General features: G+C 40.7%; 13 protein-coding genes. 7 read left to right on the top strand and 6 right to left on the bottom strand.

Annotation, left to right across the window (positions count from 1 at the left end):
• Positions 1-74: 74 nt before the first annotated feature.
• Together sat and L6494_RS22790 are read left to right on the top strand one after the other, a co-directional pair.
• Positions 75-1,253, top strand: a complete 1,179-nt coding sequence (gene sat / locus L6494_RS22785; protein ID WP_237990016.1) for a sulfate adenylyltransferase — start codon at positions 75-77, stop codon at positions 1,251-1,253.
• A 225-nt stretch (positions 1,254-1,478) separates the two neighbouring features.
• On the top strand, positions 1,479-3,638 hold the full coding sequence (locus L6494_RS22790; protein ID WP_237996228.1) for a caspase family protein: 2,160 nt from the start codon (positions 1,479-1,481) through the stop codon (positions 3,636-3,638).
• Between the two features lie 165 nt (positions 3,639-3,803).
• Here the strand turns inward: L6494_RS22790 and L6494_RS22795 are convergent, their stop codons facing one another.
• On the bottom strand, positions 3,804-4,187 hold the full coding sequence (locus L6494_RS22795; RefSeq protein WP_237990017.1) for a ribosomal maturation YjgA family protein: 384 nt from the start codon (positions 4,185-4,187) through the stop codon (positions 3,804-3,806).
• 94 nt (positions 4,188-4,281) lie between these two features.
• Between L6494_RS22795 and L6494_RS22800 the strand changes: the two genes are divergently transcribed.
• On the top strand, positions 4,282-4,638 hold the full coding sequence (locus tag L6494_RS22800) for a hypothetical protein (protein ID WP_237990018.1): 357 nt from the start codon (positions 4,282-4,284) through the stop codon (positions 4,636-4,638).
• On the opposite strand, the gene L6494_RS22805 is transcribed toward L6494_RS22800, so the two are convergent.
• The 3 genes from L6494_RS22805 to L6494_RS22815 form a co-directional block, all read right to left on the bottom strand.
• On the bottom strand, positions 4,615-5,586 hold the full coding sequence (locus tag L6494_RS22805; RefSeq protein ID WP_237990019.1) for a hypothetical protein: 972 nt from the start codon (positions 5,584-5,586) through the stop codon (positions 4,615-4,617). The two genes, L6494_RS22800 and L6494_RS22805, sit on opposite strands and share 24 nt — an antisense overlap.
• A gap of 11 nt (positions 5,587-5,597) precedes the next feature.
• Positions 5,598-6,266: a hypothetical protein gene (locus L6494_RS22810; protein ID WP_237990020.1), complete on the bottom strand. Its 669-nt coding sequence runs from the start codon at positions 6,264-6,266 to the stop codon at positions 5,598-5,600.
• Positions 6,267-6,531: 265 nt separating this feature from the next.
• A complete protein-coding gene (locus tag L6494_RS22815) occupies positions 6,532-7,404 on the bottom strand; it encodes an S-methyl-5'-thioadenosine phosphorylase (RefSeq protein ID WP_237990021.1) in 873 nt (290 codons plus the stop codon).
• A gap of 186 nt (positions 7,405-7,590) precedes the next feature.
• Between L6494_RS22815 and L6494_RS22820 the strand changes: the two genes are divergently transcribed.
• A complete protein-coding gene (locus L6494_RS22820) occupies positions 7,591-7,794 on the top strand; it encodes a hypothetical protein (protein WP_237990022.1) in 204 nt (67 codons plus the stop codon).
• 104 nt (positions 7,795-7,898) lie between these two features.
• Here L6494_RS22820 and gyrA read toward each other — a convergent pair whose 3' ends face one another.
• Positions 7,899-10,406 carry a DNA gyrase subunit A gene (gyrA, locus tag L6494_RS22825; protein ID WP_237990023.1) on the bottom strand — a complete coding sequence of 836 codons (2,508 nt, stop codon included), beginning with the start codon at positions 10,404-10,406 and terminating at the stop codon, positions 7,899-7,901.
• Between the two features lie 315 nt (positions 10,407-10,721).
• Between gyrA and L6494_RS22830 the strand changes: the two genes are divergently transcribed.
• Both L6494_RS22830 and L6494_RS22835 read left to right on the top strand, forming a co-directional pair.
• Positions 10,722-11,126 (top strand): response regulator, encoded by a 405-nt coding sequence (locus L6494_RS22830; protein WP_237990024.1) that lies wholly within the window; start codon positions 10,722-10,724, stop codon positions 11,124-11,126.
• A 641-nt stretch (positions 11,127-11,767) separates the two neighbouring features.
• Complete coding sequence (locus L6494_RS22835) at positions 11,768-12,583, top strand: PEP-CTERM sorting domain-containing protein (protein ID WP_237990025.1); 816 nt, start codon at positions 11,768-11,770, stop codon at positions 12,581-12,583.
• Positions 12,584-12,823: 240 nt separating this feature from the next.
• Here L6494_RS22835 and L6494_RS22840 read toward each other — a convergent pair whose 3' ends face one another.
• Positions 12,824-13,630, bottom strand: coding sequence for a tetratricopeptide repeat protein (locus L6494_RS22840; protein ID WP_442947019.1), 807 nt, complete (start codon positions 13,628-13,630; stop codon positions 12,824-12,826).
• Positions 13,631-13,997: 367 nt separating this feature from the next.
• Between L6494_RS22840 and L6494_RS22845 the strand changes: the two genes are divergently transcribed.
• Positions 13,998-14,366, top strand: coding sequence for a hypothetical protein (locus L6494_RS22845; protein ID WP_237990027.1), 369 nt, complete (start codon positions 13,998-14,000; stop codon positions 14,364-14,366).
• The last annotated feature ends 120 nt before the right edge of the window (positions 14,367-14,486 follow it).

Here is a 14,486-nt window from a genome sequence, read left to right on the forward strand (position 1 = left end):
TTAGTCGTACCAGCATTTTGATAAGTTAGTACATAGTTCGCAACAATTATAGTTATCGCTAAGAGGGGATTAAGTTGACTCAGCATCCAGATGCCATTGCGCCGCACGGTGGACAGTTAGTAAATCGTATTGCCACACCAGAACAAAGACAAGAGTTTCTGTCTAAGGGTGATTTTTTGCCACGGGTACAACTTGATGAGCGATCGCTTTCTGATGTAGAAATGATTGCGATCGGTGGTTTTAGTCCACTCACCGGTTTTATGAATCAGGAAGACTACGATCGCGTAGTAACCCAAATGCGTCTCGCTAACGGTGTTGTGTGGTCAATACCCATTACACTGTCTGTAAGTGAAGCCGTAGCTGCCACCTTAAAGGAAGGTGAGCTTGTGCGTCTGGATAATCCCCAAGGTGAATATATTGGGGTTTTGCAACTCACCCAAAAATATCACTATGACAAAACCCGCGAAGCAATTAATGTTTACCGCACCGATGACGCTAAACATCCAGGGGTACAGGTAGTTTATAACCAAGGTGCAGTGAATCTGGCTGGTGATATCTGGCTACTGCAACGCAATGATCACCCTTCTTTCCCTGCATACCAAATTGATCCGGCTGCTTCACGGCAGATGTTTAAAGACAAGGGTTGGAAAACAATCGTCGGTTTTCAAACCCGCAACCCCATCCACCGCGCCCATGAGTATATTCAAAAGTGCGCTTTAGAAACAGTCGATGGTCTATTTTTGCACCCCTTAGTCGGGGCAACCAAAGAAGATGATATCGCTGCGGATGTGCGGATGCGCTGCTATGAAATTTTGCTAGAACATTATTACCCCGCAGATAGGGTGATTTTAGCAATCAATCCCGCCGCTATGCGTTATGCTGGCCCCCGTGAAGCCATTTTCCATGCTTTGGTGCGAAAAAATTACGGCTGTACTCACTTTATCGTCGGTCGGGATCATGCAGGCGTGGGTGATTACTACGGCACTTATGACGCTCAATATATCTTCGATGAATTTGAGCCAGAGGAATTGGGTATTAGACCCATGAAGTTTGAACACGCGTTCTACTGCACCCGCACCAAACAAATGGCTACCACCAAAACCAGTCCTAGCAAACCAGAGGAACGTGTTCACCTATCTGGGACTAAAGTTAGGGAAATGCTGCGTCGTGGTGAGTTACCCCCACCAGAATTTTCTCGTCCCGAAGTGGCGGCAGAATTGGCACGGGCAATGCGAGTACAAGTATTGGCCTAAAAGGGGTATAAGGGTATGAGGGTATAGGGGAGAAGAGAAGCATGGGGAGTAGGGGGAGCAGGGGAAGCAGGGGAAGCAGGCTAGAAAAACTAACTCTTGACTCAACACCCTGCTACTGCTAACAGGACGTTGCTCACGCCCCACTCCTCACTCAAAACTGAGTTCCTCACCCCTAAACCCCCTTACACCCTTATACCCTTACACCCCTATCCCCCTACCTACACTATGAAGCGTCGGAGTTTTTTACAAAGGATTGGCTCAATACTCGCTGTTTTGGGTGTGACTGAAGCTGAATGGTTGACTTTGGGTAATCGCTATTATCAAGCTTTAGCACAACCAACACCGCGTAAATTAGCACTGTTAATTGGTATTAATCAGTATCAAAAAAGCCTTTCTCTGAATGGTTGTCTGACTGATGTGGAACTGCAAAAAGAATTATTAATTCATCGATTTGGCTTCCAATCCTCAGATATTCTGACACTGACGGAAGAAGAAGCTAGCAGGGAATTTATTGAGGCTGCTTTTATGGAACACCTCAAAGAGCAAGCCAAACCTGGGGATGTGGTAGTTTTTCATTTTAGCGGTTACGGTACGCGCATTCAGGTAGCACCAGATCAAATACAAAATGCTTTAGTACCCACCGATGAAAATCAAGCATTACAAAATGCTCCAGTAGCTAATTATTTATTAGAAGAAACCTTATTATTATTATTGCGATCGCTGTCTACAGACCGAGTAACAGCAGTATTAGATACCAGTTATTATCCACCCAACACAGTCCAAACTAAAGGATTAAGAATTCGCGCCCGTCCAGAATTAGCACCAGGACAATTAGCACCAGCCGAACTAGCCTTTCTTGAGCAACTCAAAACCCAAATCGCCCCCAAAACTCAAGATGCTGAACTTACTAGTCCGGCTTTGGTGTTGTCGGCTACCTCAGATTTGCAACAAGCAGCAAGGGAAGTGCTGCTATCTGGGTTTAGTGCAGGGTTATTCACTTACGCTTTGACTCAACAGTTATGGGAATCTCTGCCATCTACAACCATTCAAATTAGTCTTGCTCGTGTAGCTAGTGCTATGTCCCAATTGGGTAGCAAACAGCAACCAGGACTCGTAAGTAAGAAAAAAAATCAAGCGGGAGTGACTATTGAAAATTTACTCCCCGATAGAATGATTGGGGCTGAGGGTGCAATTATTGCCACAGAAGACGATGACAAAGCAGCACAGATATGGTTAGGAGGACTACCCGCCCAGGTTTTAGAACACTACGGCATCAATTCTAGACTAGCTTTAGAAACAGGAGAACAGTTAGTAGTGCGATCGCGTACCGGATTAACAGCCAAAGCTCAACTTGTTAAAATTGGTGATGTTACACCCCTCAAAGTTGGGCAACTCCTGCAAGAAACAGTCCGTGTTTTACCTCGAAATCTTAAATTAGCAGTAGCCTTAGATATTGGATTAGACAGAATTGAACGGGTGGATGCTACTAGTGCTTTTGCCTCAGTTCCCCACGTTTCCACTGTCGTAGAAGGAGAACAACCAGCAGATTATGTCTTTGGTAAGCTACTGCAAACACCCAGCCGCTACGGGTTATTTTCTATGGGTGGTGAACCGATACCCAGCACCACGGGGGAATTTGGAGAAGCTGTCAAGGTGGCTGCACTACGGTTAGTGACAAAATTACCTACTCTCTTAGCGGCTAAGTTATGGCGGCTGACAGACAATGAAGGTTCTTCTCGCTTACCAGTGAAAGTAAGTTTAGAGGTTGTGGGGATTGCACCTAGGGTAGTATTGCAACGGGAAACCATGCGTACCGTCGTAGCTGATACTTCCCCCAAAAAATCACCCAGCACTCAGTTATCAAACCTGAAGCCTCCCGTGATTCCTATTGGGAGTCGCATACAGTATCGAGTCCAAAACAAAAGCCAAAAACCAATATATTTGATGTTGTTGGGGATTAAGAACAATCGAACTGCGATCGCTTTTTACCCTTGGCAACTTCTTTCAGCAGCAGACACTTCCGAGAATAAACTGCAACTGCAACCTATAGTCATTGCTCCTAGTGAGACAGTCACTTTACCACAAACCGCCACAACATCGGGATGGATGATTTCTGGGCCAGGCTATGAATGTGAATACCAATTAATTCTCAGTACCGCACCCTTTAAGGAAACTTTGAAAGCTTTAGAAACTGCTAAGTATCCCACAGGCGACCAACAGCCAATTAGTACGCTGGTTAATCCTTTAGTTATTGCCCAAGCTTTACTGCAAGACTTACACAATGCTAATACCATCAAGGCTGAGATGAATAGTACAATTACTGATTCTTACATATTAGATGTGAATAATTGGGCAAGTTTAAACTTTAGCTTTCAAGTCGCCTAGATAGGGATGCGAAATATAGCATCTTTGCAATTTTGAGATCATACAATTAACCCTCTGTTAGCACTAAGAAACAAGGCTTAAAAAAGCTATTGGTGTTTTTGGTGAGTATCCCCCAGTTTTACAAGAATTTAATTTTGTGGGGGATGCTTATAAGATAACTGCACCTCATCCCATATTGTTGATGATTGCTTTTCTATTTTCCAAAAATAGGACTGTTATTATACCGATTGCATAAGCTACTATATCCTTCCAATCAAATGTACTTCCCAAAGCAACAGCCAGAATCTGATATTTTTGCCACCCCAATTTATTTACAAAATTAAAATATTGGAGAATTTCGATAGTACAAGCAAAGGCAAAAACTGATAAAGCAACGATAGATGAGTTGATTTTACCAAAAGTTTTGACAAAGCAATAAATTAAGATAACTACTAAAACATCACCAATAAAAGGACGGATAAAGCCGTCATCTACAAAAACAGCAATACATACCTCGATTAGAAATAGTAGAAATGTGAAGTAAAAATATTTTTTGTTGAAAGTAAACATAACAATATATAGCTGATCAAAAAACTTCTGTTTGACTATGGCACATAATTAAGATTTATATTGTCTGATGAAAATTTAACTGTGATTCTCAATTATGACGCAGTTGTTAGCATTACTGATTTCCTGGGTAATTGAAGTACCAATAATTTTAATAGCCTTAGCAATTACGCGTAAGTTGTCTTCTCTTGAGGACATCTGCAATGTGGTAATTTTAGCCTGTGCTGCTACTCTCTTCACTCACCCTTTAGCTTGGGAAAGTAACCAACTTCTTATTCCCTATATGGAATTTACTCTAAGAGTAGGACTGATAGAAAGTTGCGTGGTAATTGTTGAAGGTATTTTGTATGCGCTATTTTTAAAATTAGGTGGGCGACAAGGTTTATTATTATCGATGATTGCTAATACAGCTTCCTTTTTCGGAGGTTTGCTAATTAATCAATTGTTCCTTTGACAAACTTTCAGTATTCATTGTGCTGTTTTCTGGAATTACTAAAGCTAGCAGCAAAATCGGGATTTCCACCCAAGCATGAACTGCGGCAATAATTCCATATACGGCACGAGAATTAATGAATGATATAGTAAAGCTAACAAATAACAACGTACTTAAAAACACCACCAACCAAGTAAAGAAACTGTTAGCTATTCTAGATTGATAACCATTTTCCCACTTTGGTAAGACTCCAATAACTACGACGTAGTGCATGGATTGTAAAAAGACGGCGGCGGAAAAAGCAGGAATTGCAATCGCTTGATTTTGTAGTTGGGGTGGTACATAGACTCCCAAATTAAACTCCAGTTCTCCTACTGGAAAAAAAGATGCGTTTAAATTTATGAAACCGATAGACGATAAAAATTGAGTAGGGAGTCCTGAAAGAATCACTAAAGGAACTAAAATAAATACCACACCACAAGCTAATAAAGCAACATTTCGTTGTTTACCTCGCAATTTTTCGGCGATAAATCCGATAGGAGTAAGATTATGTAAGATAGCAAACAACAGCAATGTGAGAGTTGCTGACCAACATAGTCCTACTATGATACTGGCACATAATACAGTTCCCAAAATTCCTAATCGCCAGTCTTTTTTTACTAACACCGGGATGACAATTATAACTAACCCGATTACACAACTTAATTCTAAGGGTATACTTACCCAATTAGGAATTAAACCAAATACTTGTAAGCTGCGAAAACAAATGATTAGTAACAATAGCTGGCTAATACTAAACCGTAAACTATTTTCCAGACGCTGGCGAAAGCGATTGTCAACGTAATGAAGTTCTGTTAAAACATGGCTCAGTCCAAAGCTTGCTAAAGTAAAGGTGTAAGTAGCAAGAGGAAAAGAAACAGATAATATTGCACTGATTAATATTAAAGCAGTAGCCGCAATTATTGACATTATTTTGAAAATTAGTTCTGTCCTTTAAAATTTTTTGTTTTTCTAAAAACTAGCATAATACCAACTATAGAAATTCCAGGAATTATTAAATTTAATAAGTTTAATTGATTACCAAAAGAAGGTAATGGTCTTTTATCTTGTGCTTGATAAGCTTTTACTTCTGAGTCTCCTATTTGCGAATTGTATATAACCTCTTTATATTTTAATTCAAGAGATTTAGGTGTAATTGCTACAATTTCTAGAATATCAGCAACTTCCTTGACTCCATATCTATCTGGTAGTAATCGCAGAGAGGAAATACTATTTGTGCTGGGAATCAACAAAGATTTTTTACTATTCAAGTTCTTAATTGATGCACCGTCTTTACTCTCGATAATATCCCCAGATTTTAATTGAGTTTTTTTGATGGCGTAGATATCGCTATATTCCCGATATCCATTTAATTCCAAGCATTTACCTTGTTTGAGAATTCTGTTATATGTTGGCAGACTAGGGTTTTGTGAACTTATCTGTGCAATTAATAAATAATTGGAATATTTATTAAGATTTGCTACTTGGAAACAGTAAGAAACTGGAGATTCACCGGGAGGTAATACATCTGCCCAAGCCGGTGGTAATTGAATGTAGGTAATGAAAGTAAGTAAAATCGATATTTTGAGGATGTTTTTCAGGAATTTCATGAGGCTTAAAATATAATTGAATTTACAGTTAATAGTTATAACCTATAAAATTAAAAAATTAAAAAATTAAAAAATAAATAATTTATATTTGACGGTTCGTAGTAAGGACTAAAGTCCTTACTACAAAAAAGCTTATTTGGCGTTGCTGAGTAAAAATATGATTTGTCGGGCTACGCCGCGCTATGCTAACACGCAGAGACATAGAGAGGAAAAGGTAAAATTCATATTCCAATTCAGCAACGACCAAAATTTAGTTACGAGAAATCTACAAATATTTCTTTAACAACAAACCCAACTTCTTTTTTGTCTCTGCTGGTGCTTTGGCTAAGTTTGTCAAAATCGCATACTTTAAAGCTGAGTGTGCATCACTGCTTGGTGGGTTTTCACTCAAGCGGCGTACAGTTTCTTGAATCACTTTTTGAGCGTTAACGGCATTGCGTTGTAAATTGGCAATTACCATTTCTACTGTGACGCTATCATGATCTGGATGCCAACAATCATAATCTGTCACCAGTGCTAAGGTTGCATAGGCGATTTCGGCTTCCCTCGCTAATTTGGCTTCTGGTAAATTGGTCATACCAATAACGGTTGCATCCCAACTGCGATAAAGGTTGGATTCGGCTTTAGTAGAGAATGCTGGCCCTTCCATGCAAACATAAGTACCACCACGATGTAGAGTGACATCTGGTAAATTTAAAGATGCGATCGCTTCCCCTAATACCCCCGCTAAATTGTGACAAATCGGCTCACCAAAGGCAATATGTGCCACAATCCCTTCTCCAAAAAAGGTGGAAACCCGATTTTTGGTTCTATCGATAAACTGATCTGGTACTACCATATCCAGTGGTTTTGCTTCTGCTTTCAAAGAACCCACCGCACTAGCTGAAATTAAATACTCTACACCTAGTTGCTTCATAGCATAGATATTCGCACGGAAGGGTAACTCTGAAGGTAACAGCGTATGATTACGCCCGTGGCGTGCTAAAAAAGCTACTCGCACTCCATCCAAAGTCCCCATAATTAACGCATCAGAAGGTGAACCAAAAGGCGTTTCCATTTGCACCTCTTCCACATCTTTTAGGGCTTCCATTTTATATAAACCGCTACCACCAATAATCCCAATCCTTGCATTACCCATGAGCTTTAACTTATTTCTTGCTAATCTACCTAGTTATTTTACCGAAAAGGCGAGTATCAGAGGAGGCATAAGAGTTATCACTATTGAACTTAAGTGATTCGGTATAGCCACTAATGTCACACTTTATAAAAAATTGTTATTTTGATATAACTAAGTTTAAAAAAACATAAAGTTTTGGTGAGGAATATGCAAGCTACCAGTACCTCAACCCCAATGTCTTTAGAGACAGTTTTGGAGCGCATATTTGCTATTGGCAGAATTACGCGCCGTGATCAGCAGTTACTCATGTCTACACTGCTATCTAAAGAAGGCTTAAATGAAAGAGAACGGCAACAAATCAGTAGAATATTTGATGGTATACAAAGAGGATTGCTCAAGGTTGTAGATTAACGCGTCTAAGCGGCAGTCAAAACTCAAAAGTCGAAGGAAAGAAAGAAGCAGGGAAGAGAACAATACTCAGATTTACCCCCTGCTACGACACTAAAAGCACTGATTCAAGATGAGCGCACTTCAGAAACAGTGACAATTTTCTCATCCCGGTTAAGTTGCAGGATACTTTCCCCTTTAGCGTCTCTGGTCAAAATCGGTACAGTGTCTGTAGGTATCCGCACTACGCGGTCTTTGTTCGTCACGATCGCCACTTCTGACCCTGCGATCGCTGTCACCATTCCCGCAAGATTATCTGTTTTACTCGCAAATTTTATGGCTTGCGTCCCTAAATCAGCACGGTTAGCCGATTTTAACTGATTCAGAGGTAAGCGTTTAGCATATCCTTCTTCCGTTACTAACAATAAGTGTGTGGCTTCAGATGAACTAACACAGCCAACCATGTGTTGATGTTTCAGGATGCGTAATGCTTGTAAGCCCATCGCTGTCCGTCCCATGATGGGTAGTTGTTCGTCATTGGCTGGAAACCGCAGCAACCGCCCGCCAGAACTAGCTAAAATCAAGCTTTCTCCTGACTTAGTGAACTGTGTCAATAACAATTCATCGTCATCTTTAAGTTTGATAATCGTAATTCCCCGCCGTGTCAGGTTAGTCAGTTCTTCTAAAGACAGGCGTTTAATTCTTCCCTGCTTAGTCAAGAGAACAATTTGCTGAGTCCCTAAATCTGTCGGGAGTATAAAGCGACTAACCACAGGTTCTTGATTACCTTGAGCTGTACTTGTCAGCATGGTAATTAGAGGTGTTCCCCGTGGTGAACGTCCGGTGGTGGGGGGAATATCGCCGATTTTGACTGGGTAGAGTTTACCGCCATTGGTCAGGACTAATAAATCTTTGTGGGTGTCGGTCAACTCGGTTTGAATAATGAAGTCGTGGTCATTTAAACCGTTGTCTAATTTTGACTTTTTCCCGGATAGCTGAATCCGACGGAGATAACCCCGGTGAGTAGATTCTAAAATTACTTCCTCTAGAGGTTCAGCTGATTCTGGTTCTGCTTCTATTTTGGTGAGGCTTTTTTGTCCGTCTGTGCTTTTACCTTTTGGTAATTCCTCTGTAATGGTAGTCCCTAACTTAGTACGTCGAGGATCGCCGTATTTCTTTTTGAGCGATCGCAAATCTTTTTTCAAAGCCTTGAGTAATTCTTTGCGATCGTTTAACAGGTTTTCCAGTACAGCAATTTGTGTGCTGAGTTCCTCAAATTCACGCTGTAAATTCTGCTGTTCTAAACTCGTGATTCGACGCAATGGCATTCCTAAAATAGCATCAGCCTGACTTTCGCTTAAATCCAGTCGGCTACAAAGACTAATTTTAGCCGTACTACCATCGGCGGCTTGTCGCAAAATTTCGATGACTTCATCTACATTCGATAAAGCTTTGAGTAAACCTGCTACTGTATGCAGGCGACTTTGCGCCTTCCCTAACTCATAGTTATAACGACGATTGAGGGTATGTTCTCGGAACTGCAAAAACTCTAATAAAAGTTGTCGCAAACTTAACTGGCGGGGTTGTCCATCAACTATCGCCAACAAAATTGCCCCAAAGGTAGTTTGCAAGGCGGTTTGGTGATACAAATGCTGGAGAACTTCTTGGGGGTTAGTATCGCGTTTGAGTTCAATGACAACTCGCATCCCTTCGCGATCGCTTTCATCCCGAATATCAGAAATACCATGTAGGCGACCGTGATTTACTAAGTCAGCCATTTTTTCAATCCAGCCAGCCTTATTAACTTGATAAGGCAATTCCGTGATCACAATTGCTGTTCGCCGTTTGCTACTTCTACCGCCGGGAACTTCCTCAACTGTGGCGACTCCCCGTAAGACAATTCCACCTTTACCTGTGATGTATGCCTCACGAATGCCTGTATCACCAATGATTTCCCCACCAGTAGGAAAGTCAGGCCCCGGAATTAAGCCTAATAGCTTTTCATCTGACAAATCAGGTTGGTCAATCAGGGCAATTAAACCATCAACAATTTCCCCTAAATTATGCGGCGGAATATTTGTCGCCATCCCGACAGCAATCCCAGAACAGCCATTAAGTAGTAAAAAGGGCAACTGTGCAGGCAATACCGTGGGTTCTTGCTGAGAATTATCGAAGTTACCGATAAATTCTACAGTTTCTTCGCCAATTTCAGTCAGCATCCCTTCATGACCAATTGATGCTAGACGGGTTTCTGTGTAGCGCATCGCCGCCGGGGGGTCATTATCAACGCTACCAAAGTTGCCATGTCCAGCCAATAAAGGGTAACGACTGGAAAAATCCTGCACCAGTCTCACAAGGGCATCATAAACAGCCTGATCGCCATGTGGGTGGTATTTACCCAATACATCCCCTACCACACGAGCGCATTTCCGGTAAGGTCTATCGGGTGTTAAGCCCAGTTCGTGCATAGCGTATAAAATCCGCCGATGCACTGGCTTTAAACCATCACGAACATCTGGTAATGCCCGCCCCACAATCACACTCATGGCATATTCTAAGTAAGACCGTTGCATCTCCGTGTGCAGGGCTGTTGTAATTACCTGTCCCTTTGAGAGAAGGTTTAACTGTTTTGCCATGAGTTTTTTCCCTGAGATTGAACTACACAAAAATCGGTGTTACTAAACAATGCAGCAAACAAAGCATAACGGATGCAATAGGATTCATAACATAATCTTGATTATCACAGCATAAAAAGCCGTAGTATCATCCTTGATGGAAGGGATCTACATAGACTATTACAAAGAATGTAAGTAGTTTCATCCAGTGATTATTCATTTTCACCCATCTAACTCACATACAGTTCCCTACTCAAGATAATTGCTATGATTGGATTCCTTTAATTTTGACTTTTGACTTGATTAGTCCCCCTTAGCTCTATAAATAAAATTCTCATGAAAACTGTTCTGATTGTTGAAGATGATCTGATTAATGCTCGCGTTTTTTCTAAGATTTTGACCAAGCGGGGCGGTTTAGGTGTTAAACATACTGAAAATGTAGAAGAAGTAATGAAAATTGCCCAAGCAGGGGAAGCAGACCTTATTTTAATGGATGTTTCTCTATCTAGAAGCGTTTATCAAGGCAACTCTGTAGATGGAATCAAAATCACCCAAATGTTAAAGTCTGACCCCCAAACAGCAAATTTACCCGTGATTTTAGTCACAGCACACGCGATGGAAGGCGATCGCGAAAACTTCCTCAAGCTCAGTGGTGCTGATGGGTACATTTCCAAGCCTGTTGTAGACCATCAACAGTTTGTTGATCAAATTGTGGCACTTCTCCCTACAGATAAAGAATAAAAACTTCCGACATTTTCTGAGGAATATTCATTCACTAATGTTTTTAGCGAACAATTCCTCATCTATAGTATATATGTACTGCAATTAGTGATCATCGGCAATAGCCGATACTTACCAAATTCGTTTTGCTTTGTCAAATTATTAGGTAACTTATTCTTGCCCGATTCCTTAAGAACATGGATTAGTTGACGTACAAAAGTAGGGTGTTTTAGCGGAGCGTAACGCCCCACTTGCAGTTCCAGAGTAGAGCGATCGCTTAAGTTTTAAGACGGTCGCTATTTTTTTGCCTCATTTTCAGCAAAAAGTACAGTAATCTTACCCTATGCTAATTTGTAGTTCCGTAAAGTCAACTATAGATTTTATCCCTCCCCCTATTGATAGAGCTTGAAAATAGTGAACTTTACTTGATAACCCTTAAATATACAAACTAAAAAATACATAGCAAAAGTTTTGATTAAGTATATATATGGAAAATTTAGATAAAAGACAATCTCTAGAACATTGACTAATAAACAACTTTATTGGTACTTAAGATTATATCGGTGAAATATATTTTTCAGTAAAAATTACTGCTTAAGACTACACAAATATCTGTATGGCGTGTCAGGCTATGGATAGCAAACACCTCAACAAATAAATCAATGTCTTCTAAACTCATTAAAAGCTTTTTGACTGGAACATTACTGACTGTTGGTTTAGCAATGGCTAGTGCAGGTCAAGCAATGGCGGTGACTCTCAACGGAACTGCAACTGTTACCGCAGATAATCATTACGGATTATTTTATGGAGATAAATCTGGCAACTCCCTAAATTTTGTCGGACGTAACGAATTGGGAAGTAAGGGAAGTGAAGGAGCTTATAATTGGTCTCGCCCAGAAAATTGGACATTTGACGTAGACTCAAAAGATTACTTATATATGGTTGTCTGGGATGATAAAAGTGTTGATGAGATGTGGGTAGGTGAATTTAGTTTTAGCAATGGTTCGACCCTTCTGAGTAAGGCAACTGATTGGGAATTTATGATTTCCGACAACGCCAACCCCTTCTCTCGCACAGTACCACAGGCTGAACGCGACCAAGGTTTCTTGGCTGCTGGCGATCGATTTGAAGGGAATGTGCCAAAGAACGGAGAATTGGCTCAAGAAATTCAGAATGGGAATTGGGTTAATTCTTTTACTCGCGGAAATAACGTTAGCGGTGGCGGTCGGCCTTGGGGTCAAATTGCTGGAATTAGTGCAAATGCAGAGTTCCTGAATACTACTACATCTGGTGGACCAACACGGGGAACGGATCAAAACAACAAGTACACCATATTCCGAACTCGTAATACTGTAGGAGAATTGGTTGGTGTCGTTGAACCTGCGTCTGTTCCTGAACCTACTTCTATTATTAGCTTGTTAGCTTTCGGTGCTGTAGGTGCTGGTTCATTCATCAAGCGGAAATCAAAGGTAGCTTAAATCCATTTGCCGAGGCATTCTAAACGCAGATTTTGCTAGGATATGTAACCCAGTATTATATTCGCTGGTTTTAAATTTTGGTTTGATATTAAAAAAAGACGCAAAGTTATTCTTTGCGTCTTTTTAGTGGAATATAGGGGACTTCCAATTAAAAAAATTCCCATTTTGGATTTTGGATTGAATAATCTAAAATCCAAAATATAAAATTCCTTGTCCCCAGTCCCTACTCAGCACTCAAAATTATCTTGGTGTTTCTCTCTGTTCCAAGGCCGCTTGAATGCGGGGTAATTCTAGGAATTGTTTCGTATCAGACAGTAAACGATCGCCCCAGAGATTTTCTTTGAGAAAATCTAAATCACCATAGCGTTGATCGATGCGGAGAGCTGCTTCTCCCAAGGTCACACCTTGTTGGCGGTCGCCTTTGGCGTATAGGGCGACGGCTAGAGCCAGTAATGGTTCTGCGGCTTGCTTGTCAATAGTAACAGCAGTTCGCCAGCGTTTAATTGCTCCGTCAACATTACCCTGTTCATATTCAATTAAGCCAATGTTGTTAATTGCAGGCCAAAATTTTGGATCTTGAGCAACAGCTTTGTTATATTCAGCGATCGCATCTGGTAAACGTCCCACCATATAGTAGGCGTTACCTAAATCAAATAATCCTTCTGGATCTTTGGGTTTTAACTTCAAACCTGCTTGGTAATTTTCTATCGCTGCGGCATATTTTTTCTGTTGAAAATTAGCTGAACCCAAAGCAAATAAAACGTCTGCATTTTTAGGATTCAGGGATTTAGCCTGATTCAATGATGCGATCGCTGCATCATAATTTTTGGTTTGCAGCTGCAAGCCACCTAAAAGAAACCAAACTTTATCATTACGAGGGGCTAACTGACTAGCTAGTTTAGCTCGCGGTAAAGCCAACTCAAACTGCTGAAATTGTCCCAGTTGAGCAGCTTCTTGTGCTAAACCTAAGCCCTGCTTCTCTAACTTGGCAGTATCTAATTGCAAAGCATGAGGTATCAAAGCCTGGGCTTGAGCAGTTTTTGGCATACTCCACAAACCACAGACAACTAAAAGGGAAATTAACCGAAAGTATCTAGGCACACTACCGCCTCTTAAATCACATATCAAATAATCTTTCAGCTAGCTTAAACGATATCCGCTTGAGAGTGAAAGGTAAATTTTACAGTCGTTAGCACTGGCGGACTTAAGAGGAAGGAAAACAAGGGAGAATGTTTTACTTTGTCCCCATTTCCCAATCCATGACTTTTTTCATACGTCAATTAGTAAATATACGTGACTTTATTCACTGATGAAATCACTACCACTGGGTTGATAATTGGTGGCATAGCCGGATATTTTCCCTATACCGAAACCCAACATATCGCAACCACAGTATAGAAAAGGAGACAGTTTCATGTTGAAACAAAACCGTGTAACTATCTTATTAGCTGCTGCTTTAATATTTGCTCCTATGGTAATGGCTACACCAGCCCAAGCACAAAGCAGAAACCGTCATAGACAGGTGTACGAAACAAATAGACAGGTTTACCAAACCAGAGAAAATTATCAAAGAGTAGTTAGACTTCGTAATGGTGACTATCGATTGCCCAATGGACGAGTAGTTACATCTAGAAGAGTAGTCAGATTTCGTAATCCAGGTTATTGGCGGCTTCCTAACGGAGATGTTATCCTTCCTAATCAAGAAATTGTTCCTGCTAGAAGAGTCGTTAGACAAGGTAATGGTCTAATCAGACTACCCAACGGAATCACCATCAGACTCTAAATAAAAATTCACGTTAAGGAGATACCAGGTTACAGTTCTAGTATGGAAAAACTAGCTCTGTAGCCATTTTTTCCATACAATCAATCACAGAAAACTCCCACAACTATTGCTGAGAATATC

The sequence above is a fragment of the Nostoc sp. UHCC 0870 genome (genome assembly GCF_022063185.1).
Lineage (GTDB): Bacteria > Cyanobacteriota > Cyanobacteriia > Cyanobacteriales > Nostocaceae > Trichormus.